The sequence below is a fragment of the Synechococcus sp. CBW1004 genome, from assembly GCF_015840715.1.
In the GTDB taxonomy this organism is placed as follows: Bacteria; Cyanobacteriota; Cyanobacteriia; order PCC-6307; family Cyanobiaceae; genus Cyanobium.
Genome location: NZ_CP060397.1, coordinates 2,709,861 through 2,734,340, shown reverse-complemented (window position 1 = coordinate 2,734,340; position 24,480 = coordinate 2,709,861). Strand labels below are relative to the sequence as shown.

Genomic DNA, 24,480 nt, shown 5'->3' with positions numbered 1-24,480 from the left:
ATCGACGGCCTCTGCCTGCCCAGGCGCGGTCTGAGCTGCAGGGGGGAGGCGCCTGGTGCCGCATTCGGCTGAAGCGCCGGGCCTTCAGGGGTTCTCCTGCGTGCCGCTCTGCTCCTCGGCCGGTGCCGCGGGAGCGGAATCATCCGGTGCCGGCGCGCCCTCACCGCCCGGCGGCGAATCCGGGCTCCCCGGCTGGGATGGCTGGGTCTCCGGCAGGGTGGGCGGAACGGCGGCCGGGGGCACCGGCGCAGGCGGCGGATCAGCCCGCAGCGACAGACTGATCGGGGCCGAGGCCACGCCGTCGTTGCTGACGATCAGCTGCACGGGCGAAGCGGCCTTGCCGGCTGGGATGCTCACCACCCGCAGCGGTCCGCTGGCCTCCAGGGAAGCACCATCGGCGGCGTAGAGGCTCATCTGCAGCAGTGGCGTGCCGTTGACGCCCAGGGCCAGGCCATGGTTCGCCGGCAACCGGATCACGAACAGACGGGCGCCTCCGGCGGGCACCTCGGCGGAAAGGACCTGGGTGGTGGCAGAGCTGGCCTCGATCGGTTCGATGCGCAGGTTCTCCAGCACCTGATCGGCGGCCGCATACCAGAGCTGTCGGAACGGCTCATCCGGCATGGTCTCGCCGGAGCGGCCGGGCAACAGACCGCGGACGCTGGCCGACACCAGACGGCGCAGCACGGGCTCGGCGATCCCCTGCCGCAGCAGGCCCTCCTGACGCCGCTTCCAGTCGGCGTCCTGGAGGCTGCCGAGGCGTTGGCGCAGCGACAGGGGCAGCTGCTGGACCCGCGCCAGCCAGTCCTCGGCGAGTTCATTCCAGACCCGGCGCAGCGGCGCATCCTCAAGGCTGTCGTCCGGCGACCGGCCGCGGCGTTCGGGGTACTGGGCCAGCAGGCTGGCATCCACCAGTCTCAGGAACCAGCCGCGGTCCACCTGCAGGGCACGCAGGCGATCGAGCAGCTGCTGACGCTGGTCCACCTCGCCGGGGGGCAGGGTGGCGGGCTGCTCACTGGTGGGCTCGACCCGCGGACCCGCGACCCGACCGCCACCCAGCCACCACCAGCCGATCGCCGTGCCCACCACAGCCGAGAACACCAGGGCCACCAGCACGGGCCAGAGCCCTCCCTCCGCCGCCGCCTCCCGCTCGTCATCGCGGCTGCGCGGCCGCGGCGCCACCGGCTGGGGCAACGCGACGACACCCGAAGCAGACAGCGAAGCCGCCGCCTCGGAGTCAGCGGCCTGAGCGGAGCGGCGTTCCCCGGGCTGTGGATCACGATCCTGCGACTCGGCGACGAGGCCATCGCCCGTCTCCGGATCCTGGTCGCCATCGGGCTCCGGCACGGACGGCGGCGACGGTGGAGCTGGCGAGGGGGAGGGCAGCTCCAGCGGGGGCGCCTCAGGCGGCACCAACATCACGGTGCGATCCGCCCGGGGCACCGGGCCGGTGCTCTCGGGCACCTCCAGCGCCTGCAGGGCCTGCAGCGCCTGGGCCGCGGAGGCGAAACGGCTGGAGGGATCGCGCTCGAGCAGACGCTGCAGCTGTTCGCGAAGGGCCGGCTCCTGCTCGAGCGCCACGGGCCAGCGCCACTGGAGGGTCACCGGATCGAGCAGCTCCGCCGGCGGGTCGCCGCTGAGCAGCACCAGGGCCACCACCCCCAGCGCATGGAGATCCATCCAGGGCTCCGCCGGCTCACCCTGCAACAGCTCGGGCGGGGCATAGCCGGGGGTGGCTCCGAGCGGTTCGACGCCGTCGCCCGCCGTGGCCGCCGTGCCGCGCACCAGACCGAAATCGAGCAGCACGGGCAGGCCGTCGCTGTCGCGGCGCAGCAGATTGTCTGGGCTGAGATCGCCGTGCAGCAGGTCCTGGCTATGCAGGGCCGCGAGCACGGGCAGCAGCTGACGCAGCAGCAGCAGCACCTCTCCGGCCCCGAACACCATCTGGCGCTCGGCCCGGGCAGCCAGCATCTGGCCATAGCTGCGGCCGGCCTGCCATTCGCGCACCAGCCAGAGCTCCTCCCCTTCAGTGAGGGCCGGTCCGAGCCGGGGCACCTGCGGATGCAGGACCCCCTGCAGCCGGGCCCAGATCTCCCGGGCGCGCGGCTGATGGTCCACCGCAATCCGGCGAAGAGCACAGGGGGCCTCGGCCGCCAGCTGGTCGCGCGCCAGCCAGAGAGTGCCCTGCGCCGAAGCGGCGACGCCCATGTCATCGCCGGCGCTCAGCTGGCGCTCCAGGCGGTAGCGCTCACCGATCAGCCGGCCGGGAACCATGGAATCCGTCATCAGGCCGGCTCCCCAGCACTCCGCTGGGGCTGGCGCAGGCCGCGGCCCGCCAGCCAGCCGCCGTCGTAGAGGCGGGAGCGATAGCGATCACCGCCGTCGCAGAGCACGGTGACGATGCGGTGGCCAGGGCCCAGCCGGCGGGCCGTCTCCACCGCCGCCGCCACGTTGATTCCCACCGACCCCCCCAGGAACAGGCCCTCCTTCCAGAGCAGCTGATAGATCGTCTCCAGGGCGCTCTGATCGTCGATGCGCACGGCGTCATCGATCGGGGCATCGGCCAGGTTGGCGGTGACGCGGCTGTTGCCGATGCCCTCCGTGATCGAGCTGCCCTCGCTGCGCAGCTCACCGCGGGTGGCCCAGTTGTAGAGGGCACTGCCGTGGGGATCGGCGAGCACGCAGCGCACCGTCTCACTGCGCTCCTTGAGAAACAGAGCCACACCGGCATAGGTGCCGCCGGTGCCCGTGGCCGCCACCCAGGCATCCACCTTGCCCTCGCACTGCTCCCAGATCTCGGGACCGGTGCTGTTGAAGTGGGCGCGGCGGTTGGCGAGGTTGTCGAACTGGTTGGCCCACACCGCGCCGGGTGTCTCCTCGGCGATGCGGCCGGAGAGCCTGACGTAGTTGTTGGGATCGGCGTAGGGCACGGCCGGCACCGTGCGCACCTCGGCACCGAGGCTGCGCAACAGGCCGATCTTCTCGGCCGACTGGGTTTCGGGGATGACGATCAGGCAGCGGTAGCCGCGGGCATTGCACAGATGCGCCAGACCGATACCGGTGTTGCCGGCGGTGCCCTCCACCACGGTGCCGCCGGGGCGCAGCGCGCCGGCGGCCTCCGCCTCCAGCAGGATCCCCAGGGCCGCCCGGTCCTTGACCGAGCCGCCGGGGTTCATGAACTCGGCCTTGCCGAGGATCTCGCAGCCGGTGAGGTCGCTGAGCGCCCGCAGGCGAATGAGGGGCGTGTGGCCGACGGCATCGGTGAAGCCTGCGCAGATGCCGCTCATGTCCTGGCCTGTCCGGTCGTCGTGGTTGGCGGATCGTAGGGAACATCCCTAGGGTCGCTCCAGTCAGGCCACGGTTGATGGGCGCTCCGCCACCTGCGATCGCCGCACGCGGGGCAGGCCTCGGCGCCCTGGCGGACCGGCTGCTGCAGGTGCGTGCCGCCAGTGAGGCCCTGGTCGCATCGCTGGAGCCGGAGGATCTCTGCCTGCAGGGCATGGCCGACGCCAGCCCGCCCAAATGGCACCTCGGACACACGACCTGGTTCTTCAGCACCTTCGTGCTGGAGCCCCACGCGGCGAAGCTGCCGGCCGGCCAGGGACACGATTGGCAGCCGCCCGATCCGCGCTGGGGCTACCTGTTCAACTCCTATTACGAGGCGGTGGGCTGCCGCCAGCCCCGGCCGCAGCGGGGTCTGCTGACGCGGCCGCCGATCGCCGCGGTGCTGCGCTGGCGCCGGGGGGTGGATCGCGCCCTCGAGGCCCTGCTCGACAGCCTGGAACGCAGCGGTGACGAGCCTCTGATCCGGGAGCTGGCGCCACTGCTGGAGCTGGGCCTGCAGCACGAGCAGCAGCATCAGGAGCTGCTGCTGATGGATCTGCTCGACGGCTTCGCCCGGCAACCACTGGCGCCGGCCTACCGCCAGGACGATCAGGGACCGGAGACGCTGTGGCGTGAGCGCTGCCGGCGCGACACCGCGATTCCGCGCACCTGGCTCCGCTTCGAGGGAGGGCTGGTGGAGATCGGCCATCCCTGCCCCCAGACGGCCGCGATGGACGCCGCCAGCGGCAGCTTCCACTTCGACAACGAGGCGCCGCGCCATCGCCAGTGGCTGGAGCCGTTCGCGCTGGCCTCCACGCTGGTGCGCAACAGCGAATTCGAAGCGTTCATCGCCGATGACGGTTACCACCGGCCGGAGCTGTGGATGAGCGAGGGCTGGGCCGTCGTGCAGCAGCGCGGCTGGCAGACCCCCCGCTACTGGCGCGGCGATGAGGAATTCACCCTGGCCGGGCTGCAGCGGCGCGATCCGGAGGCACCGGTGCGGCATCTGAGCTGGTTCGAGGCTGACGCCTTCGCCCGCTGGGCCGGGGCGCGGCTGCCCAGCGAGGCCGAATGGGAGCACGCCGCGGCCGGCGGCACCCTGCCGGAGGCCTTCGGTCTGCTCTGGCAGTGGACCGCCAGCCCCTACCGGCCCTACCCGGGCTTCCGGCCAGCGCCGGGGGCGGTGGGCGAGTACAACGGCAAGTTCATGACCTCCCAGTTCGTGCTGCGCGGCAGCTGCTTCCTGACGCCGGACGGGCACGCACGACTGCCCTACCGCAACTTCTATCCGCCTGCGAGCCGCTGGATGGCGGCGGGCCTGAGGCTGGCGCGCTGATGGCGCTTCCTCCAGGTGCGACGCGGCTGCAGCTGATCGATCTGCACCCGCCCCCGGCGGACATTGCCGATCTGGTGACGCGGGGCATGAAGCGCACCCCGCGCCAGCTGCCGGCCTGGCTGCTGTACGACGCCGAGGGCTCGCGCCTGTTCGATGCCATCTGCGAGCAGCCGGAATACAGCCTCACCCGCACCGAAACAGCCCTGCTGGAGCGCCAGGCCGGAGCGTTGGCCAGGGCGCTGGGGCCGGGGGTGCTGGTGGAGTTCGGTGCCGGCAGTGCCCGCAAGGTGTCGCCGCTGCTGCAGGCCCTCAGGCCACAGGCCTATGTGGCGCTCGACATCAGCGCCGAGCACGTGCACAGCGCCTGCCAGGCCCTTCAGGAGCGCCATCCGGAGGTGCCGATGCTGGCGATCTGCTGCGACTACAGCCTGCTCGAGCAGCTGCCGGCCCATCCCTGGCTGGACGCGGGTCGGAGGCTCGGCTTCTATCCAGGAAGCTCGATCGGCAATTTCGACCCCGCCGAAGCCGAAGCGCTGCTGCGCCGCCTCCGGCTGCTGCTGGGGGAGGACAGCCGGCTGCTGATCGGCATCGATCAGCCCAAGGCAGTGGAGCGGCTGGAGGCCGCCTACGACGACCGCGCCGGGGTGTCGGCGGCCTTCGCCTTCAACCTGCTGCAACGCCTCAACCGCGACCTGGCAGGCGATTTCGTGCCCGAGCGCTTCCACTACGAGGCGCGCTGGCAGAGCGAGCACAGCCGCATCGCCATGGCACTGGTGAGCCGGCAGCAGCAGACGGTGCAGCTGGCGGGTCGCGACTGGCACTTCGCCGCCGGCGAACCGCTGATCACCGAATACAGCGTCAAATACAGCCCCGAGGCCTTTCTGCAGCTGGCCGGCCGGGCCGGCTGGCGTGGCGCGGACCGCTGGAGCGATCCGGCCGGCGACCTGTCCCTGCATCTGCTGGAGCCCGGCTGAACCAGCGTGTAGCGGCGTCTGCGAGACAGCCCAGGCAGACTCGGGGCTGAGCCCTCGGCGCTGCAGCGCCGCACCCGCACCGATGAGCAGAGAGGACCAGCGGCAGGCGATGCGCTCGCTGCGCGAGGAGCTGATCGGCGAGCTCGAGGAGCTGTACCGAAACGCCTTCGATCGCATCAGCGAGCAGGACCTGGGCGACGGGGCGATCGCCAGGCTCACCCAGCTGCTGCTGCGCTCGCGCGAGGCGGCGATCACGCCGCTGCAGCAGGAGATCGAGGCACCGCTGATCACCCGCCCGGCGGGCAGCGCCACTGCCAGCAGCGCCGCCGCCGGCAGCGAGATCAGCGACGACGACAGCGCCGCCACGGCCCCATGAGCTGGATCGACGACCTGGAGGCACGACTCGACAGCCAGCTGCAGGACTTCCTGCGCACCAATCCGGCCCAGGAGGCGCTGCTGGCGGAGCAGGAGCGTCGGGATCGCCAGGAGCGGCTGCGGCGCCAGCGCCTGCAGCTGCAGGAGGAGGCGGAGCGTTCGCGTGCGGCGCTGCTGCAGCTGGCCAGCGAGATCCGCAGCTGGCAGGAGCGGGTGGCGCGGGCCCGCAGCGCCGGCGCCGACGATCTGGCGGTCCGGGCCGAGGCCCACGTGGCCGGCCTGATGGAGCAGGGGCGCCAGCGCTGGCAGGGCCTGGCGGAGCTGGGTCAGCGCTTCAGCGCCGTGGAGTGGGAGCTCAGCGAGCTGAGCCGGCAGAAACAGGGCGCCAACCAGGCGACCGGTCCCAGCGCAACGGCTGACAGACAGGCACAGGCTGAAGGAGCCGGGGCCGGGGGGGCGACGAACGGCACGGACGGCGATCTGGGGGAAGCCTGGGCGGCGTTCGAGGCCCAGCAGGAGCTGGAGACCCTCAAGCAGCGGCTGCAGCGCTGAAGCCGCCGCACACCATGCCGCCCGATCGGTCCTGCCCCTCAGCCATCCAGCCCGGTGCGGCGCTCCCAGTCGGTCACTTCGCTGCGGTGGGCGTTCCACTGGCGCCGGCGCAGACGCTCATAGGCCCGGCAGAACTCCTCGCCCAGGGCCTCGCGCAGCACCGCATCGGCCGCGAAGGCCTCCAGCGCCTCCCCGAGTGAGGCCGGCAGGGGCGCGCAGCTGGCGGCAGCCAGCGGCTCGGCGGCGTTGTCGTTGTCATGGCGGGGACCGGGATCGAGCCGGCGCTGCACGCCATCGAGCCCGGCCGCCAGCACGGCCGCCTGGAGCAGATAGGGATGGGCCGAGCCATCCGGCAGACGCAGCTCCAGGCGCTGGTCATCGGGGATGCGCACCATGTGGGTGCGGTTGTTGCCTGTGTAGCTCACGCCCGCCGGGCTCCAGGTGGCGCCCGAGGTGGTGGGGGGCGCCGCCAGGCGGCGGTAGCTGTTCACCGTCGGATTGGTGAGGCAGCACAGGGCCGGCGCATGGGCGATCAGGCCGCCGAGGAAGTGATAGGCCACGGCCGAAAGGCCCAGCTCACCGCCGGGGTCGTGGAAGGCGTTGCGGCCCGCGCCATCCCACAGCGACAGGTGCGTGTGGCAGCCATTACCGGTGAGCTGGCTGAACGGCTTGGGCATGAAACTGGCCCGCAGGCCCTGCGCCTCCGCCAGCGACTTCACCATCACCTTGAAGAAGGCATGGCGATCGGCGGTGGTGAGGGCATCGGCGTAGGTCCAGTTCAACTCGAACTGGCCGTTGGCATCCTCGTGATCAGCCTGATAGGGGCCCCAGCCCAGCTGCTCCATGCCGCTCAGCAGCTCGGCGATCAGCGGATAGCGGCGCATCAGGGCCAGCTGGTCGTAGCAGGGCTTCTCCTGGGTGTCGGCCGGATCGGCGATGGCGGTGCCGTCGCTCTGCAGCAGGAAGAACTCCGCCTCGACGCCGCTGCGCAGCTGATACCCCAGCTCGGCGGCCCGCAGCTGCTGGCGGCGCAGCAAGCGTCGCGGGCACTGCGCCATCGGTTCACCGTTCAGCGTCAGCTCGGCGGCGACCCAGCCCACGTCGCCCTGCCAGGGCAGGCGCATCAGGCTGGCCGGATCGGGGATCGCCATCACGTCGCCATCGGCGGGGCTCAGATCAAGCCAGGCGGCGAAACCGGCGAAGCCGGCGCCACCCTCGGCCATGGCGGCGATCGCCGAGGCGGGCACGAGCTTGGCCCGCTGGGTGCCGAACAGGTCGGTGAAGGAGACGAGCAGGAAGCGCAGCTCCTGCTCACGGGCCAGGCTGGCGAGGTCGGTCATGGCGGTAGGGCGAGGAGCGCGGGTGAAGGGGGAGTGGAAGCGGAAGGGCCGATGCCCCTCAGCCGTCGAGCAGCTGCTCGACGATCTGGCGCAGCCACTGCTGCTCGGGAGGGCTGCTGTGGGGGTTGCCGGCGCGATGGCCGAGGGTCGAGCGCAGGACGTGGAAGTCGGCGTCGGGGAGCGCCGCCGCCTCCGCAGCCATGTCCTCGACGGTGAAATAGAGGTCCCGGTCGCAGGCCACCACGGCCGCGCGAGCCTGGAGTCCCTTCAGCACCTGGTTCAGGTCGCCACCATCGGCGACGTCATGGGCGAGCCAGGTGTCGAGCATCGCGATCAGATCGCGCGGGTCGTGGCGGCGGTAGAGCGGCAGCCAGCGCTCCTCGACGTGCTGCTCCACCGGCTCCTCGAGGCTGCGGAACCAGGGCTGGCTGGCCGCCCAGCTGGCGTAGATGAGGGCGTAGGTGCGCAGGCCCTGCTCGGGCACCCCACGGAAGCCGCTGCCGGTCCAGTGCGGGTCGGCGGTGAGCGCCTGGCGCAGGCTGAGCAGGAACAGGCGGTTGTGGGGGGAGGTGCGCGCCGTGCCGCACACACAGCAGATCCGCTCCACCCAGTCGGGCTGGCGAACGGCCCACTGGTAGGCCTGCTGCGCGCCCATCGACCAGCCGTAGATCAGGGGCAGGCGGCTGACGCCGAAACGCTCCTGCAGGAGGCGCAGCTGGGCGGCGACGTTGTCGGCGTGGTGCAGCACCCAGCCCTGCTCGGCCAGACCCATCCCCCCATGGCTGGGGCTGCTGGAGACGCCGTTGCCGAACATGCCGGCGATGACGATGCACCAGCGCTCCGGGTCGAGCACAGGCCCGGCCAGCCAGGCCAGATCCTCAGGGCGGGCGCCATAGGAGGTGGGCACCAGCACCAGGTTGGAGCGGTCGGCGTTGAGGGTGCCGATCTGCAGGAAGCCGAGGCGCGCCGCGGGGATGGTGTGGCCGCAGCACAGCGGGACATCGCCGAGCTCGAACAGCTCGGTGGCCGGGACGCTCATGCCGGCTGGCCGAGGCTGGCCAGGCGACCCAGCAGGTCGCGGTGCACCGCCAGGTAGCCCCGATCGAGATGCTGCAGGCGCGGCCCGATCCAGGTGTGGGCCGCTGGCAGGGCGTGAAACGGCAGCGACGGATAGAGGTGGTGCTCGGCGTGGAACGGCATGTTCCACATCAGCCAGCGCACCGGCGCCAGGGTGAGGGTAGTGCGGGTGTTGGCGAGGCCGTCGTCGCTGTAGGCGCAGCCGCTGTGCTCGGCCAGCAGCAGCAGGCGCAGGAACGGCTGGCCGATTGCCAGGGGCAGCAGCCAGCTCCACAGCAGGAAGCCGTTGGCCGCGACCAGCGAGAGGGCCGCCAGCAGGCTGTATACGCCGAACTGCAGCCGGATCGAGCGCCGCACCTGGGGGATGATCTCGGGGCTGAGGTAGGGGACCTGGCTCAGATCCCCCCAGAGCAGGCGGGCGTGGCCGCGCAGCTTGCCGGTCCACCAGTTCCAGCCACTCAGCTCACGCAGATAGGCGGCGAACGTGGTGGGCACCGGGTCCTCCAGTTCGGGGTCGAGCCCCGGCTGGTGGGTGTAACGGTGGTGCCACTGGTGATAGCGGCGATAGAAATCGGCGTTGTAGAAGCTCAGCAGGCCCATCCACCAGGCGACCACGTCATTGAGCCGCTTGCTGCGGAACACGGTGCGGTGGCCGCATTCATGCAGCGGCGCGAAGCAGGTGGCCAGACCGACGCCGCTGATCACCAGGCCCGCCAGCCGCAGGGGCAGCGGCAGCGATTCGAGCCGCCAGAGCACGCCGCCCAGACCGATCGTCAGCAGGTGCGACGCCAGGCGCAGCCAGCCGGGGCCATCGCGCAGGGTATTGAGCTCAGCCAGCGCCTGGCGCTCGATCAGGGGAGTGATTGCCGTTGCCATCGCCCCATCCCATCAGGGCAGACAGCCGTTTTCGGTAGGCGTTGCCACCATGGCCGGCCCGATTCGACCAGCGAACCAGAATCGCGCCACGACTCCCGGCTCGAACCGGAACCTCAGGCCTTGGGCGCCGGCGGCACCAGGCTGACGCCCTCCGGGGGAGGGGTCGGGTCGGGATCGGCGATCAACATGTGCTGGAGCACGATCTCGGGGCGTTCGCTGTCACGCCAACGGATGCGGTAGGCCGGCATCTTGGTGCCGCGGCTGGTGGTCTGTTCCACCGGCTCCATCACCCAACCCCGGCGGGAACGCCCCTGGGGGTTGCGCTTCACCACGGCATCAGCGTGTTTGAAACGAAAACCGACGCGCTCGCCGCTCATGACATGGGCCCCCTCGTAGGGGTGACTGCCTACTGAAGACCATTATCCCACTGCGCCGGTTCGCGGCCCGGATCGCGCCGCGGGGGAAACCCGATCAGAGCGATCCGGGCCACCCTCAGCGTCCTGAAGCGTCAGCCGGGGCCTGGAGGTTCCGGGAGGTTGCCCCGTCGGGGAGCGGCCCGTTGCCTGCCGCACCCACCGGAACATCTCGCGGTTCCGGGCGCAGCAGCGGGAAGGCGATCACATCGCGGATCGAGGCGCTGTCGGTGAGCAGCATCACCAGGCGATCGATGCCGATGCCCAGACCGCCGGTGGGGGGCATGCCGATCTCGAGGGCGTGCAGGAAGTCCTCATCCACCGTCTGCGCCTCCGGATCACCGGCGCGACGGCGCTCCTGCTGGGCCTCCAGTCGCTGGCGCTGATCGACCGGGTCGATCAGCTCACTGAAGGCGTTGGCGGTTTCACGACCGACGATGAACAGCTCGAAGCGCTCCACCAGGCCGGGCTTGCTGCGGTGGGCGCGGGCCAGCGGCGAATTCTCCACCGGGTAATCGAGCACGAAGGTGGGCTGGATCAGTTCCGCCTCCACCCGCTGCTCGAACGCCTCCACCAGCAGCCGGCCGACGCTGTCGGCGGCCTCCGGAACCTCCAGACCGACGTCAGCCATCGCGGCAGCAGCCTGCTCACGGCTGCTGAAGGTCGTGAAGTCGAGGCCGGTGGCCTCGCGCACCAGATCGTGCATCGTGGCGCGCCGCCAGGGGGGAGCCAGATCGATGGCGGTGCCCTGGTAGGTGATCGCCGTGGTGCCGCAGGCCGCCTCGGCGCAGGCAGCGATCAGCTCCTCGGTGAGCTGCATCATGTCGTGGTAATCGGTGTGGGCCTGGTAGATCTCCACCGACGTGAACTCGGGGTTGTGGCGCGTGCTCACCCCCTCGTTGCGGAAGATGCGGCCCAGCTCATAGACCCGCTCGAAGCCACCCACCACCAGCCGCTTGAGGTGCAGTTCGGTGGCGATGCGCAGGGTCAGGGGGAGATCGAGAGCGTTGTGATGGGTCTCGAACGGACGGGCGTCGGCGCCTCCGGCCTCCGTCTGCAGCACCGGCGTCTCGATCTCCAGAAAACCCCGCTCATCGAGCCAGCGCCGCATCGTGCTCACCACCAGGGCACGGCGGCGGAAGGTTTCACGGGTGTGGGGCGAGACGATCAGATCGAGATAACGCTGCCGGTAGCGCTTCTCCACATCCGCCAGGCCATGCCACTTGTCGGGCAGTGGCTGCAGCGATTTGCTCAGCATCTGCCAGTCCGTCACCTTCACTGACAGCTCTCCCCGGTCGGTGCGGCGCAGGGTGCCGCGCACGCCGATCCAGTCACCGGCATCGGTGAGCGTCGTGAGCTGGCTGAACACCTCCGGGTTGTCGGGATGGGAGGCCTCAAGCGTGGAACGCTCCAGATACAGCTGGATCGGGCCGCTTTCATCAGCCAGGGTGAAGAAGGCCAGCTTGCCCATCACCCGCCGCGTCATCACCCGGCCGGCCACCGCCACCGGCACCTCCCGCTCCTCGCCCCTGGCCAGGTCGGCGTGCTGCTCCTGCAGCTCAGCGGTGCGGTGCGTGGGCTCGAAACGCAGGGCGTAGGGGGCATGGCCAAGGGAAGCCAGCGTCCGGGCCTTCTCCAGACGGGTCTCGCGCAGATCCGACAAGGCGGGGAAGCAGAGGAACGATCCGGCCCATCCTGCAGGAGCACCGAGCCCCCGGATCGTCCGTAACTCCCCTCGGCTCAGCCTGCGACCGCCAGGGCGGTGTCACCGATGCGCTGGGAGGCGTAGCCGGTGCCGCGGACCGTGAGGATCAGCTCGGGATTGCGCGGATCGGGTTCGAGCTTGCCGCGCAGACGTGCCACGTAGACATCCACAACGCGCAGGTCGGCGGCGCGGCGGGGCGGATAGCCCCAGAGCTGCTCGAGGATCTCGGCGCGGGGGACCACCCGGCCAGGCTCGCGGAACAGGAGCTCCAGCAGGCTGAATTCGGTGTAGGTGAGGGCGATGCGCTGGCCATCGCGGCTCACCTGGCGGCGGTTGGTGTCCACCACCAGTTCCCCGACGCGCAGCACACCGCTGCCGCTGGCCGCATCGCGCGGTTCGGCGGTGGCGGAGCCGCGTCCGACACGCCGCAGGATGGTGGCGATGCGGGCCTCCAGCTCCTTGGGACTGAACGGCTTGGGGAGATAGTCATCGGCCCCCAGATCCAGGCCGGCCACCCGCTCGGCGATGGCGTCGAGGGCCGACAGAAAGATGATCGGCACGCATGACTCGGCACGCAGGCGCCTGCAGACGGCGAAGCCATCGAGCTTGGGCATCATCACGTCGAGCACCACCAGATCGGGCTGCTCGCGCTGGAAGACCTGAAGGGCTTCCTCGCCATCCTCGGCGCAGACCACGCGGTAACCGGCCATCTGCAGACGCATCACCAGTACGCGTCGCACCGCAGGCTCATCGTCCACCACCAGGAGCGTGGCGCGATGGTCCCCCTCCTCCTGGGACGGGCCATGGCCGGAGAAACGTTCGCCGTGCAGCAGGGACGGCATGGACGGATCCTCCAGGGACATCGGCGCTGTTCCTTGTGACGGGGCTCTCCGGCAGCGAAAAACGGGGTGAACGCCCTCGACGGAGGGACCCGGAACCCGTCTCACAGCATGAAGAATCGCAACCATACCGCCTCAGGCGACAGGGAGTCACGCCCACAAACCCTTTCCCCGCCCCCCATCCGACCAGATTTAATCTTTTCCACGGATTCGTCACGGCCGCAGTGCCCGAAGCACGAAACCTGCGACATCCGAGGTGTTCCGCGCATCCCGGCACCGGAACAGTCAGGGCCAGCGCGACTCCGCATAGCGGTCCCACTGCCGGCGGGCCTCCTCAAGCGCGGCATCGCTGGTGAGCTCCCCGAGCATGGCCCGCTGCAACTGCGTGTAGATGATGGCCTGCAGGCGTTTCACGCCCGGTGTCGCCGGCACAAGAACACGGGCCTGCCTCAGGCTGGCGGCCGCGAGCTGACGCGCCTCCTGCACCAGCGCTCCATTGGCGCCCGGTTCGGGGCGGCCCCTCAGCTCCCGCTCCAGCTGGCTGAGAGCCTGGCGAGAGGAGGGCAGCACACGCGCCTCACGCGCAAAGGCCAGCTGATTGTCGGCATCGGTGAGGAACAGGGCGAAGTCGAGCGCCTCCTTCGCCCGCGGACTCTGGCGCGGCACCACCAGATTCATCACGGCCACGTTCACCGCCCCGTCGGCACCGCGCAGGGCAGGCCAGGCACGGGTCACCGCGGCGATGCCGGGGGCATTGGTCTGCAGGTTGCGGAGGAAGTCGGGCCCGGTCGCCACCTGAGCCAGATCGCCCGCCTGATACAGCTCGATGGCGCGGCGGTAGCCCTGGCTCACCACCTCGCGCGGCAGCAGACCACGCCGATAGAGATCGGTCCAGAAGGCGAAGGCCCGGCGGCCCGCCGGTGAATCGAAGGCGGCGCGCTGCCGCTCGTCCAGCAGCCTGACCCCCATCTGCACCATCGACTCCAGCAGCTCCGCCGAGTCGTCGGGCACGACGGTGACGAACAGGGCGTAGCGGCCGGTGCGCCGCTTCACCGCCTCGGCGTAGGCGGGCACCTGCTCCCACCGGGTCGGTGGCGCCGCATAGCCGGCCTGGCGCAGCAGGCTGCGGTTAGCCATCGTCACCCGGGTGGTCAGGTACCAGGGCACCGCGAACTGCAGATCGCCCTGACGGCCCGCCTGCCAGATGCCGTCGAGATAGCGCTCCGAGGTCCCCGACGGCAGCAACGGCGTCAGGTCACGCAGGCCACCCTTGCTGGCCAGGTTGGCCGCGAAGGGCGGATTGAGGTTGACCAGATCGGGGGCGGTGCGGGCGAACACCGCCGCCAGCAGCTTCCGCTCCACCGAACTCCAGGGCACATCGGTCCAGCGCACCCTCACACCGGGATTGCGGGCCTGCCAGCGCTGGATCACCGCCTGCATGTAGGGGCTGAAACGGGGCGCCAGATCCAGGGTCCAGACGCTGATCTCCCGGGAAGTGCCGGCGGCGGGGCGCGGATCGCGGCTCTGGCAGCCAGCCAGCCCGATCAGGACCAGCAGCGCCATCGCCAGGCCCGGCAGGGCGAGCGCCACACGGCGACGCGGCACGGACGGCTGGGGTACGGGCAGGGCGGAGCGCGACATGGAAGCGGCTTCAGGACAGCGGGCGCGGACCACCCCCGAGCTGGCGCCAGAGGAGGAGCAGCAGGGAGCAGATCAGGGGGGCCAGCAGCGCGGTGATCAGGGTCTGGGCCATTAGCATGGTCCCCCCCACGGCTGCCAGATCATCCCAGCGCCAGAGCGGCAGAGCCAGGATCGCCGCAGGTGGGCCCGCCAGCTTCAGCAGGGGAGAGCCCCTCGCCATCCCCTCGGCCACAGCCGGCGTGATCCCGTCGGCCCGCCAGGCGATCAGCAGCCACTGCAGCAGCAGGGTGAGATTGAGCAGAGCGGTTCCCAGCAGGGCCAGCAGCCCAAGCGTGAAGCTGCCCTCGATCGGCTCCTGGCGGCGGCGCATCCCGCCCCACCAGAGGGCCAGCAACAGCAGGCCCGGCAACAGGGTCAGCGGCGGCGGATGGAGGGAATCGAGCATCAGGCCCAGCGCCAGCGCCCCGAAGAGAGCCGCCCGGCGACCCTCCGCCAGCGCCCAGGGCAGCAACCACAACACCGCCCATGCCGGACCGATCCCGGCGAGCCGCAGCCAGCTGGGCGCGGCGAGGGTGAGCAGGGGCACCAGCAGCGCCGTGAGCACTGCCAGCGGCCGCAGCGCCACCAGGCCATTCACGGCCGCAGCACCTGCACCCAGTCGACAGCATCGACTGGAGCGCTCAGCTGCACCAGGGCCTCGGGGGCCGGATCGGCGGCTTCATCGAGACTCTGAATCACCCCCACCGGCAGGTTGGGAGGCACGAGGGTGCTGGCAGGAGAGGTGTAGACGACATCGCCGGGGCGGGCGTCAGGGTCCTTTTCCAGGAAGCGCAGCACCGGCCGGGCGGTGCCGATGCCGCTGAGCAGACCGCTGTGGCGACCACGACCCAGCCACACCCCGACCCGACTGCCGGGATCGGTGAGCAGCCGCACGCTGGCGGTGGTGGGGGTCACGGAGGAGACCCGACCGATCAGACCTCCCGGTGCCAGAACCGCATCACCGGCGCGCACCCCCCCCAGGCTGCCGCGCCCGATCAGGAGCTGCTGCCACCAGCCGGCGGGATCCCGGGAGATGACGGCCGCCGGCAGAGCGCCGCGCGGGTCGGAACCGGAGAGTCCCAGCAGACCCCGCAGCCGCCGGTTCTCCCGCTCCAGTTGCTCGAGCCGCAGACGATCTCCGCTCTGCTGGGCCGACCGCAGCCACTCGCTCTGGGCGGGACCGGGCCAGAACGGCCGGCTGAGCAGGGCATAGAGATCGGCCAGGGGCGCTCCTTTACTGAGACGCACGCCGACGAGAGCCAGCAGCAGCAGCAGCCAGGGCCAGGAGCGAAAGGCCAGCGAGAGCAGGCCGAAACGCGGCCAGCGGACCGGCGCCATGCCGTTCAGGCCACCGGACGGGCGGGATCAGGGACGTCCAGAACGGTCTGCCAGCGGGCGAAGTCCTCGAGAACGATGCCGCAGCCGTTGACGACGCAGAGGAGGGGATCCTCGGCCACGTGGGTGAGGATGCCGGTCTCATGGCTGATCAGATCGCAGATCCCCCGGATCTGGGCACCCCCTCCAGCCAGCATGATCCCCCGATCGACGATGTCGGCGGCGAGCTCAGGGGGTGTGCGCTCCAGAGTGCGCTTGATGGCCTCGACGATGACGTTGAACGGTTCCGTCATCGCTTCGCGGATGTCGCCGGCACGCACATTGATCGTGCGAGGCAGGCCGGAGAGCAGGTGAAGGCCCCGCACATCCATCGACACCTCGTCGTGCTCCTCATCCGGGAAGGCGGAACCAAGGCGGATCTTGATGTCTTCGGCTGTGCGTTCACCCACCACCAGGTTGTGCACCTTCTTGAGATAGCCGCTGATCGCGTCGATCAGCTCGTCGCCGGCCACCCGCACCGATTCGCTGAGCACCGTGCCGCCGAGGCTGATCACCGCCACTTCCGTGGTCCCGCCGCCGATGTCGACGATCATCGTGCCCACAGGCTCAAGCACGGGAAGGCCGGCGCCGATGGCCGCCGCCACCGGCTCCTCGATCAGATGCACCTGGCGGGCACCGGCAAGGCCCGCCTGATGCACGGCGCGCCGCTCGACACCGGTGACGCCGCTGGGGATGCCGATCACCAGCCGACGGGCATTGCCCGAACGGCCCTCGTTGCCCTTGCGGATGAAGCTGCGGATCATCAGCTCGGCGGCGTCGAAATCGGCGATGACGCCATCGCGCAGGGGACGCACGGCACGGATGTTGCCAGGGGTGCGGCCGAGCATCAGCTTGGCCTGATCCCCGACCGCGAGAGGGACGCCCTTCTCGAGATCGATGGCGACCACGGAGGGCTCCTGCAGCACGATGCCCCGGCCGGAGACGAACATCAGCGTGTTGGCGGTGCCCAGGTCGATGCCGATATCACGGGAGAACTGGAATCGACGCAGGAACAAGGCTGGTCCGCTTCATCAGGCCAGCGGATCTTAAGGGGACTGCCCACGCCAGCCCGCCGCGGCGTGCGCTGCGGAACACGCTCCACGGAGTGGCAGCCGACCTGGCCCATGGGACCCGACACGGGAGAGGGCTGTGACAACCGGGAGCGAGGGTGGAACTGAACAGTCGTGGGGCTCCCCAGGGCTGCCCCATCATTGGTCCACTCGTTTCAGAAGCCTCCATGGGCGTCAACTCCATCACCCTCGTCGGCCGTGCCGGCCGCGATCCCGAGGTGAAGTACTTCGAATCCGGCAGCGTCGTCGCCAACCTCACCCTCGCGGTCAACCGCCGCAGCCGCGACGACGAACCCGACTGGTTCAACCTCGAGATCTGGGGCAAGCAGGCCCAGGTGGCGGCGGACTATGTCCGCAAGGGGTCACTGCTCGGCATCATCGGTTCGTTCAAGCTCGAGCGCTGGACCGATCGCAGCAGCGGCGAGGAGCGCAGCCGCCCGGTGATCCGCGTCGACAGGCTTGAGCTCCTCGGAAGCCGGCGTGACGCCGAATCCGGTGGCGGCTTCCAGGGGGGAGGCGGCTACGGCGGAGGCGAGCCCAGCGGCGAGGAAGTGCCGTTCTGAGCGCCGGCAAGCCCGGAACGGCTCCCGGGGACTTGTGCCAATCACTCAGCCGGGTTATCAAGCGGCACGAAGCCAGACAGGGCGCCCTTCAGGGGCGCCTTTTTGCTTGCTGGGGCTGGAGACAGCGGAGGAGCGTGCGGGAGGCCGATGGCCCCACGATCCAGCAGCCGCGGACGAGGCGGCCCTCTGATCGCAGGACGATCAGCCGCCGATCAATCGCTGGAGCGGCTGCGTCGCCAGATGCGGAGGCCCAGCCAGGCGACGAAGGCGAGCGCCGACACCACCAGGATCACCTTCACGACCCTGGCCACCGGTTCGATCCACACCTCGACGTTGGTGTAGCCCTCACCCAGCAGCATCCCCGCGAGCGTCAGCAGCAACGTCCAGATCAGGCTTCCGGCCGTCGTCCAGAACAGGAAGGGAGCGAGCGGCATCATCTCGATGCCGGCCGGCACGGAGATCAGCGTGCGGATGCCTGGAACGACCCGGCCCCAGAACACCAGCAGTGTGCCGTGGCGGTTGAACCACTGACGGCTGCGGTACAGCTCCTGGGGACTGATGCCGATCCAGCGGCCGTGGCGTTCCAGCCAGTGCTCGATCCGCTGCTCGTTCACCAGCCGGCCGATGCCATACCAGGGCAGCGCACCGACCACGGTGCCGAGCAGGCCGGCCAGCACCACAGGCAGCAGCGCGAGCTTGCCCTGCTGCACATAAAACCCGCCCAGAGGCATGATCAGCTCCGAGGGGATCGGCGGGAAGAGGTTCTCGAGGAACATCGCCGCGAAGATGGCTGCATAGCCCGATCCGGGGTTGGCCTCCACCGCATTGCCGATCAGCTCGGGAAGCTTCTGAACCAGTTCGATCGCCATGCCCTGAGGCCGCGCGGGTGGGGGAAGTCTTCCATGCGCACCACATCAGCCGCCACGGCATCCGGCAGGGCACGCCCGATCCTCCAGCAGCTCCGTGGCGTGCCGTTCTGGATGTCGCAACGCGGGACGCCTGGGGGGAGAGGGTCCGTCGGACCTGCGTTGGAGGGGTGATCCACCAAGCGGGCGGGGGTATCAGGCACGAAAAAACCCTGACCCCGGCAGATGCCAGGGGCAGGGCCACGGGGATCAGGACGCCCGACTTCAGTAGCGGTAGTGCTCGAGCTTGTACGGGCCCTCGACCGGCACGTTGATGTAGGCGGCCTGCTCGGCGGTCAGCTCGGTGAGCTTCGCGCCGATCTTCTCGAGGTGGAGGCGGGCAACCATCTCATCGAGGTGCTTGGGCAGCACATACACCTCCTTGCCGTACTGGGATCCCTTGGTGAACAGCTCGATCTGAGCGAGCACCTGGTTGGTGAACGAGTTGCTCATCACGAAGCTGGGGTGGCCGGTGGCGCAGCCCAGGTTCACCAGACGGCCCTCAGCGAGCAGCAGGATGCGATTGCCGCTGGGCAGGATCACGTGATCCACCTGGGGCTTGATGTTCTCCCAGGTGTACTGCTTCAGCGACGCCACATCGATTTCGTTATCGAAGTGGCCGATGTTGCAGACGATCGCCTGATCCTTCATCCGGATCAGATGTTCGTGGCGGATCACCTGGAAGTTACCCGTGGCGGTCACGAAGATGTCGACGTCCTGCACCACGTCATCGAGACGCACGACGCGGTAACCCTCCATAGCGGCCTGCAGGGCACAGATCGGATCGATCTCGGCGATCATCACGGTGGCGCCGAGGCCACGAAGCGACTGGGCCGAACCCTTACCGACATCGCCATAGCCGAGCACCAGGGCCACCTTGCCGGCCACCATCACATCGGTGGCGCGCTTGATGCTGTCCACCAGCGATTCACGGCAGCCGTAGAGGTTGTCGAACTTGCTCTTGGTGACCGAATCGTTGACGTTGATCGCCGGGAAGGGCAGCTCACCGCTTTTCTGCAGCTGATACAAACGGGCCACACCGGTGGTGGTCTCCTCGGTGACGCCCTGGATGTTGGCCTTGACCCGCGAATAGAAGCCAGGATCGACGGCGAGCTTGGCCCGGATCGACTTGTAGAGAGCCGTCTCCTCCTCGTTGGAGGGGTTGTCGAGCACGGAGGCATCCTGCTCGGCGCGGCTGCCGAGGATGACCAGGCCGGTGGCGTCGCCGCCGTCGTCGAGGATCATGTTGGGCGTGCCGCCATCGCCCCACTCGAGGATGCGGTGGGTGAAGGCCCAGTACTCATCGAGGGTTTCGCCCTTGTAGGCGAACACGGGGACGCCGGCGGCGGCGATCGCCGCGGCGGCGTGATCCTGGGTGGAAAAGATGTTGCAGCTGGCCCAGCGCACCTCGGCGCCGAGGGCCACCAGGGTTTCGATCAGCACCGCTGTCTGGATCGTCATGTGCAGCGATCCGGCGATGCGGGCGCCCTTGAGGGGCTGCTCGGCGCCGTACTTCTGACGCAGGGCCATCAGGCCGGGCATCTCGGTCTCGGCGATGGCGATCTCCTTGCGGCCGAAATCAGCCTGACCGAGATCGGCGATCACATAGGTCGACGTGGCCTGAAGGCCGGCGAATGCAGCCTCAGGGCTGGAAGGTGTGGCCACCATGGTTGCGGACACTCCCGACTGGGAGGACGTAAGGGACTGGTTGGAGCTGGGGGCGATCTGGGACAGAACCCAGGAGCGCGGAACCGGCCGGCGTGAAAGGCGCCCGGGCCAGAACTGTTGAGGCAAGTGCTGCGGAGTCGCCGAGGCTTCGGGCTCGCTTGAACGGCAATCTACAGAGAGCCTCCCTGGCGGTGTGTCGCGGCGCGGCGCGGCGTCGCCTGAGAGCATGCAGCCACTGCCGAGTCCTCCATGGCGGAAGCCGACCCCGCCCCGGTCCTGCCCAGCCCCGAGGCCTGTCCCTCACCGTTGCCACTGGCGGATGCCGCCGCCACCCGAGCCCTCGGCCGGCGGCTGGGGCGGCAACTCCTGAGCCTGTGCCGCCCGGGCGTCGCTCCGCTGCTGCTGCTGCATGGGGATCTGGGGGCCGGCAAGACCTGCCTGGTGCAGGGGCTGGCCGAGGAGCTCGGGATCACCGAACCGATCACCAGCCCCACCTTCGCCCTGGCACAGCACTACCGCAGCGAGCGCGGCGCAGGGGAGGGCGGCGCGCTGGTGCATCTCGATCTCTATCGCCTCGATGCGGGCGGCAGCGCCGATGAACTGTTCGCGCAGGAGGAGGAGGAGGCCCAGAACCTCGGGGCGCTGATGGCGGTGGAGTGGCCCGAACGCCTGAGCACCCTTCCCGGTGATGCCTGGCAGGTGGAGCTGACGCTGCTGGATCCCGAGCGCCCGGAGGCGGGACGGCTGGCCAGGATCAGCACGCCGAAAGGGACACCACTGGAAGGAGCGGGCTGATCGGAGACCGACCCGGCCGCGACTCAGGCGGCCGCGGCCGGATCGAGCCGGCGGCGCAGTGCGTCGATGATGCGGGCATTGGCGGCAGGAAACGGGTAGGCGTCCAGCTCGGCGGGGGAGACCCAGCGCACCTGCTGGCTGGCCAGGGGCTGGGGCTCACCGGAGACCCAGCGGCAGAGGTGCACCACGAAACGCAGCCGCTTGTGGCTGTAGGCGTGCTCCAGGCTGATCAGCTCCTCGCCCACCTCGGCCTCGATCGCCAGTTCCTCGCGCAGCTCGCGCACGATCGTGGCGTCGATGGCCTCGCCAGGCTCCTGCTTGCCGCCGGGGAACTCCCACAGGCCTCCCAGCAGGCCCTCATTGAGACGCTGGTCGATCAACACCTGTCCTGCGTCATTGAGCACAACTCCCACACCGATCACCTGAAACGGCACGGAGCGGGGGGCGTCCTTCACGGGGAAACGGGCGGGGTCGCCGGCAGCGTAGGCAGCGCAGTGCCCCTGCCAGGGACAGCGTTCGCAGGTGGGTTGGCGGGGTGTGCAGACGGTTGCGCCCAGATCCATCAGGGCCTGGTTGAAGGCCCGGGGCCGCCGAGGATCCAGCAACTGCTGACTGAGCCGCCAGAAGGTGTTGAGCTCTCGCGCCGGCGGCCGCGGACTGGCGATCAGCCGCGCCAGCACCCGCTTGACGTTGCCGTCGAGGATCGCGAATGGCAGGTCAAACGCCGAGGAGAGGATGCTGCCGGCGGTGCTGCGGCCGATGCCGGGCAGAGCCAACCAACCGTCCAGATCCCGCGGCCAGGGGTCGCTGTCCAGGGGCCGGGGAGCAGACATGCCCTGGGGCGTGGTGTCCCCCGCGTTCAGCAACCGGAGCGCCCCCTGATACAGCCGGCGGGCGCGGGAGTAATAGCCCAGGCCCTGCCAGAGGAGGAGGACATCGTGCTCCTCAGCGGCCGCCAGGACATCGAGGCGAGGGAAAGCATCCATCCAACGCCGCCAGTAGGGCAGCATCACCGCCAGCTGGGTCTGCTGCAGCATCACCTCGGCGACGAGCACGCCATAGGGATCGAGCTCCTCACCCTCGGCGGGCGCGCTGCCGTCAGGGCGGAGCTTCCAGGGAATCGTGTGGCGGCCGTGCAGGACCCACCAGCTCAGGAGCTGTTGGCGCAGCTCGGCAATCGGGGCACTCAGCCCGCTCAGGTCCGCGTTCAGCTCACCGCTCCTACAAAAGGTGGTGTCGGAAGCACGCATCCGGGCGATGGCAGTCTCCGCAGCGGGACGGAGTCTGACGCGAGGGGGCGGCCAGACGGAGATCCAGCTCAGGCCTCGGCATCGAGCAAGGTCGCCACATGTTCCACCAGGTGCTCGGCGCGACGCAGCCAGTGGGAACGATCCAGGCCCATGGGCTCGGGATCGGCGTCGTAGCGAAACTGCACCGCAAAGATCGTGAAAGCCTCCAGGCTGCGAAAGTCCTCTGCTTGATCGCCAGCGCGATCAATCCGTTCCAGCAGAGCGGTCAGGTTGTGGATCAGGGGTGGATCCTCACCGAGATGGAACAACCAGGCTTTCAGAGCCTTTTCCACGGACTGCTGGATCTGAAACCCCCAGATTGCTTCATCAATCGCGTTGTCCTGCAGCACCTGAGCCGCCTTCAGATCGCGGCGGGCGATCCGCAGCATCGCCAGGGCTTCAGGGTTGGCCATCGAGCAGCTGTCCCTCCCGGCAGGCTCTGGTGATCACGTGGTCGCGCCAGCCACTGCGCTCCTCCACCTGAGAGCGGGAATAGAGCAGCAGATCCACGGGGACGAGGTGGTGAGCCAGCCGGCGCCAGAGGCGGCCCAGCAACGCAAACCGGTCCTGCTGCGCCAGCCAGGCATCCGGGGCGGTGATCAGAAGATCCACGTCAGAGTCAGGCCTGGCCTCGCCACGGGCACGCGAGCCGAACAGGCGCACCTCCGCATCCGGGATCTCGGCGCGGATCGCAGCCGCCATGGCGCGCAACTCCGCCTCACCGATGGCGGCGGGATCGCTGGCGGCATTGGGCGTGGTGACTGGGGTCATGGGAATACCTCAAGCTTCAGGATCGCCCGAAGGCCGGCAGTGCACAAGCAATCGGGCTCTTGCCAGCCCGCCCGAGCCCGGCAGGAGCTCACGCAACGTTGTGGGACAGCGACGTCTGTGGCCAGGTTCAGCCCAGGGGGAGCACAACCGACTGTGTTGTCCGGCTGCTCGCATCACCTCGGCGACGAGCACGCCATAGGGATCGAGCTCCTCACCCTCGGCGGGCGCGCTGCCGTCAGGGCGGAGCTTCCAGGGAATCGTGTGGCGGCCGTGCAGGACCCACCAGCTCAGGAGCTGTTGGCGCAGCTCGGCAATCGGGGCACTCAGCCCGCTCAGGTCCGCGTTCAGCTCACCGCTCCTACAAAAGGTGGTGTCGGAAGCACGCATCCGGGCGATGGCAGTCTCTGCAGCGGGGGGGAGTCTGACGCGCAGCACGACAGGAACAGCCGCCGTTCAACGGCAGGATCCTGCAACCAGCGATGGGGCACGACGCCAGGGAATGACGCGGGACCTCAGAGCATCTCGCGCACGGGCGCCACCTGCTTGCCCGGAATCGGGTCCTGCGGCCCCCATTCCCACTTGCCGCACCAGAAGTTCTCCGGCACGAGCCGCCAGATGTTGTTGTCGCAGGGCTGCGGCGGCAGATAGCGGCAGGAGAGCCGGCCATCAGACCCGAACCCGGCGGGACGGCGGGAGAAGCGGCAGTTGGAGCACTCCTGCTCGGCAAGCGTCAGGGGCATGAACAGACCGGAACGGCGACGGCTGGAAGCCTCCCCACTCTGGCCCAGATGCGGGGCAGCCGCCTCAGGTCAGAAGCCTCCCGGGCGCGGGCGCGAACTGGACAGGGACACATTGGTGACCCGGCCCGGCCCGGCTGGGGGCGCAGGGGCAGGGCGGGCCATCTGGGGCACCGCCACCACGTTGAAGGCGATCGACCAGCGCTCCCCCTCGCCCCGGAACGGGCAGACCGAATGGGGCTGCCAGGCCGGGAAGACGTAGTAGTCACCGGGCACCGGCAGCACGTAGTGGGCCATGCCGGTGCGGAAGCTCTGGATGTGCCACTCCTCAGGGCCGTGGAAGCACAGCTGGCCGTCGAAGCGCTCGGACGTGATCTGCGGTGGCACCTGCAGGAAGATCACCCCCGAGAAGCTGCCGCCATGGGTGTGGGTGGGGTTGTAATCCCCCTGGCGCTGCACGTTCAGCCAGAGATCGATCAACTGCAGCTGATAACGGCCGGGCGTCCAGGGACCACGGCCCTGGGGAGGCTCCCGGTCGATGACGTGGCGGATCCACCGCTCGCAGCCCGGCAGAAGCACTGTCTGGCTGAGTTCGCGGGTGAGCGGCAGATCGGGGCGCAGTTCCCGCTGCTGGGACAGCTGGCCCGCCAGCTTGGCGGAAGCATCGGGACTGGACTCAGGGCGCTGCATCAGCTGGCGGCCGTGCTCGAGCAGGCGCTGGAGCAGGTCGTCCGGCAGTCGTCCCTTGAGCAGGGTGCGCGGGAAGAGGCTGATCAGCTCGACTGTGTTCGTCTCGACATCCATCCGCTCGGGATCCATC

General features: G+C 69.7%; 25 protein-coding genes. 6 read left to right on the top strand and 19 right to left on the bottom strand.

The annotated features are described in order from the left end of the window. Positions 1-84: 84 nt before the first annotated feature. Together H8F25_RS12925 and H8F25_RS12920 are read right to left on the bottom strand one after the other, a co-directional pair. The gene (locus tag H8F25_RS12925) at positions 85-2,283 is read right to left on the bottom strand and encodes a protein kinase (RefSeq protein WP_231596831.1); all 2,199 of its coding nucleotides are present in this window, start codon (positions 2,281-2,283) and stop codon (positions 85-87) included. Further along, positions 2,283-3,284 (bottom strand): cysteine synthase A, encoded by a 1,002-nt coding sequence (locus H8F25_RS12920; RefSeq protein WP_197210763.1) that lies wholly within the window; start codon positions 3,282-3,284, stop codon positions 2,283-2,285. Before H8F25_RS12920 ends, H8F25_RS12925 begins: the two co-directional genes overlap by 1 nt. Before the next feature lie 77 nt (positions 3,285-3,361). Between H8F25_RS12920 and egtB the strand changes: the two genes are divergently transcribed. The 4 genes from egtB (at position 3,362) to H8F25_RS12900 (ending at position 6,558) form a co-directional block, all read left to right on the top strand. Further along, positions 3,362-4,657, top strand: coding sequence for an ergothioneine biosynthesis protein EgtB (gene egtB / locus H8F25_RS12915; protein WP_197210762.1), 1,296 nt, complete (start codon positions 3,362-3,364; stop codon positions 4,655-4,657). Continuing rightward, entirely contained in the window at positions 4,657-5,631 is a 975-nt protein-coding gene (gene egtD / locus H8F25_RS12910) for an L-histidine N(alpha)-methyltransferase (protein WP_197210761.1), read from the top strand. Before egtB ends, egtD begins: the two co-directional genes overlap by 1 nt. Before the next feature lie 82 nt (positions 5,632-5,713). Then, a complete protein-coding gene (locus H8F25_RS12905; RefSeq protein ID WP_197210760.1) occupies positions 5,714-6,007 on the top strand; it encodes a hercynine metabolism small protein in 294 nt (97 codons plus the stop codon). Next, complete coding sequence (locus H8F25_RS12900; protein ID WP_197210759.1) at positions 6,004-6,558, top strand: hercynine metabolism protein; 555 nt, start codon at positions 6,004-6,006, stop codon at positions 6,556-6,558. Before H8F25_RS12905 ends, H8F25_RS12900 begins: the two co-directional genes overlap by 4 nt. Positions 6,559-6,596: 38 nt before the next feature. Here the strand turns inward: H8F25_RS12900 and glnT are convergent, their stop codons facing one another. From glnT to H8F25_RS12850, 10 genes are all read right to left on the bottom strand, one after another. After that, positions 6,597-7,898, bottom strand: a complete 1,302-nt coding sequence (gene glnT / locus H8F25_RS12895) for a type III glutamate--ammonia ligase (protein ID WP_197210758.1) — start codon at positions 7,896-7,898, stop codon at positions 6,597-6,599. A gap of 58 nt (positions 7,899-7,956) precedes the next feature. Continuing rightward, a complete protein-coding gene (locus H8F25_RS12890) occupies positions 7,957-8,937 on the bottom strand; it encodes an alpha/beta fold hydrolase (protein ID WP_197210757.1) in 981 nt (326 codons plus the stop codon). Further along, positions 8,934-9,851, bottom strand: a complete 918-nt coding sequence (locus tag H8F25_RS12885) for a fatty acid desaturase (protein ID WP_197210756.1) — start codon at positions 9,849-9,851, stop codon at positions 8,934-8,936. The genes H8F25_RS12890 and H8F25_RS12885 overlap by 4 nt, the downstream gene beginning before the upstream one ends. Positions 9,852-9,964: 113 nt before the next feature. Beyond that, positions 9,965-10,228, bottom strand: a complete 264-nt coding sequence (locus H8F25_RS12880) for a hypothetical protein (RefSeq protein ID WP_190388593.1) — start codon at positions 10,226-10,228, stop codon at positions 9,965-9,967. A 115-nt stretch (positions 10,229-10,343) separates the two neighbouring features. Then, positions 10,344-11,927, bottom strand: coding sequence for a lysine--tRNA ligase (lysS, locus tag H8F25_RS12875; RefSeq protein ID WP_197210755.1), 1,584 nt, complete (start codon positions 11,925-11,927; stop codon positions 10,344-10,346). Positions 11,928-12,004: 77 nt separating this feature from the next. Next, positions 12,005-12,811 (bottom strand): response regulator transcription factor RpaB, encoded by an 807-nt coding sequence (gene rpaB / locus H8F25_RS12870; RefSeq protein ID WP_304623256.1) that lies wholly within the window; start codon positions 12,809-12,811, stop codon positions 12,005-12,007. A 282-nt stretch (positions 12,812-13,093) separates the two neighbouring features. Further along, entirely contained in the window at positions 13,094-14,449 is a 1,356-nt protein-coding gene (locus tag H8F25_RS12865; protein WP_370525742.1) for an ABC transporter substrate-binding protein, read from the bottom strand. A 10-nt stretch (positions 14,450-14,459) separates the two neighbouring features. Next, entirely contained in the window at positions 14,460-15,086 is a 627-nt protein-coding gene (locus tag H8F25_RS12860; RefSeq protein ID WP_231596830.1) for a rod shape-determining protein MreD, read from the bottom strand. Next, complete coding sequence (gene mreC, locus H8F25_RS12855) at positions 15,083-15,826, bottom strand: rod shape-determining protein MreC (RefSeq protein ID WP_197210754.1); 744 nt, start codon at positions 15,824-15,826, stop codon at positions 15,083-15,085. Before mreC ends, H8F25_RS12860 begins: the two co-directional genes overlap by 4 nt. 5 nt (positions 15,827-15,831) lie before the next feature. Continuing rightward, positions 15,832-16,878, bottom strand: coding sequence for a rod shape-determining protein (locus H8F25_RS12850; protein WP_197210753.1), 1,047 nt, complete (start codon positions 16,876-16,878; stop codon positions 15,832-15,834). Between the two features lie 221 nt (positions 16,879-17,099). Between H8F25_RS12850 and H8F25_RS12845 the strand changes: the two genes are divergently transcribed. Continuing rightward, positions 17,100-17,495, top strand: coding sequence for a single-stranded DNA-binding protein (locus H8F25_RS12845; RefSeq protein ID WP_197210752.1), 396 nt, complete (start codon positions 17,100-17,102; stop codon positions 17,493-17,495). 212 nt (positions 17,496-17,707) lie between these two features. On the opposite strand, the gene H8F25_RS12840 is transcribed toward H8F25_RS12845, so the two are convergent. Together H8F25_RS12840 and ahcY are read right to left on the bottom strand one after the other, a co-directional pair. Next, a complete protein-coding gene (locus H8F25_RS12840) occupies positions 17,708-18,364 on the bottom strand; it encodes a DedA family protein (protein ID WP_197210751.1) in 657 nt (218 codons plus the stop codon). Positions 18,365-18,625: 261 nt separating this feature from the next. Next, positions 18,626-20,068, bottom strand: coding sequence for an adenosylhomocysteinase (gene ahcY, locus H8F25_RS12835; protein WP_197210750.1), 1,443 nt, complete (start codon positions 20,066-20,068; stop codon positions 18,626-18,628). Between the two features lie 249 nt (positions 20,069-20,317). Between ahcY and tsaE the strand changes: the two genes are divergently transcribed. Continuing rightward, entirely contained in the window at positions 20,318-20,863 is a 546-nt protein-coding gene (gene tsaE, locus H8F25_RS12830) for a tRNA (adenosine(37)-N6)-threonylcarbamoyltransferase complex ATPase subunit type 1 TsaE (RefSeq protein WP_197210749.1), read from the top strand. 23 nt (positions 20,864-20,886) lie between these two features. Here tsaE and mutT read toward each other — a convergent pair whose 3' ends face one another. The 5 genes from mutT to H8F25_RS12800 all read right to left on the bottom strand — a co-directional run bounded on the left by mutT (position 20,887) and on the right by H8F25_RS12800 (position 24,479). Next, complete coding sequence (gene mutT / locus H8F25_RS12825) at positions 20,887-22,113, bottom strand: 8-oxo-dGTP diphosphatase MutT (RefSeq protein ID WP_197210748.1); 1,227 nt, start codon at positions 22,111-22,113, stop codon at positions 20,887-20,889. 68 nt (positions 22,114-22,181) lie between these two features. Further along, positions 22,182-22,565, bottom strand: a complete 384-nt coding sequence (locus tag H8F25_RS12820; RefSeq protein ID WP_197210747.1) for a HEPN domain-containing protein — start codon at positions 22,563-22,565, stop codon at positions 22,182-22,184. Next, positions 22,552-22,923 (bottom strand): nucleotidyltransferase domain-containing protein, encoded by a 372-nt coding sequence (locus H8F25_RS12815; RefSeq protein ID WP_197210746.1) that lies wholly within the window; start codon positions 22,921-22,923, stop codon positions 22,552-22,554. Before H8F25_RS12815 ends, H8F25_RS12820 begins: the two co-directional genes overlap by 14 nt. Positions 22,924-23,435: 512 nt before the next feature. Continuing rightward, a complete protein-coding gene (locus H8F25_RS12805; protein WP_197210744.1) occupies positions 23,436-23,663 on the bottom strand; it encodes a hypothetical protein in 228 nt (75 codons plus the stop codon). Positions 23,664-23,732: 69 nt separating this feature from the next. After that, positions 23,733-24,479 carry a putative 2OG-Fe(II) oxygenase gene (locus H8F25_RS12800; protein ID WP_231596829.1) on the bottom strand — a complete coding sequence of 249 codons (747 nt, stop codon included), beginning with the start codon at positions 24,477-24,479 and terminating at the stop codon, positions 23,733-23,735. Position 24,480: the final 1 nt, after the last annotated feature.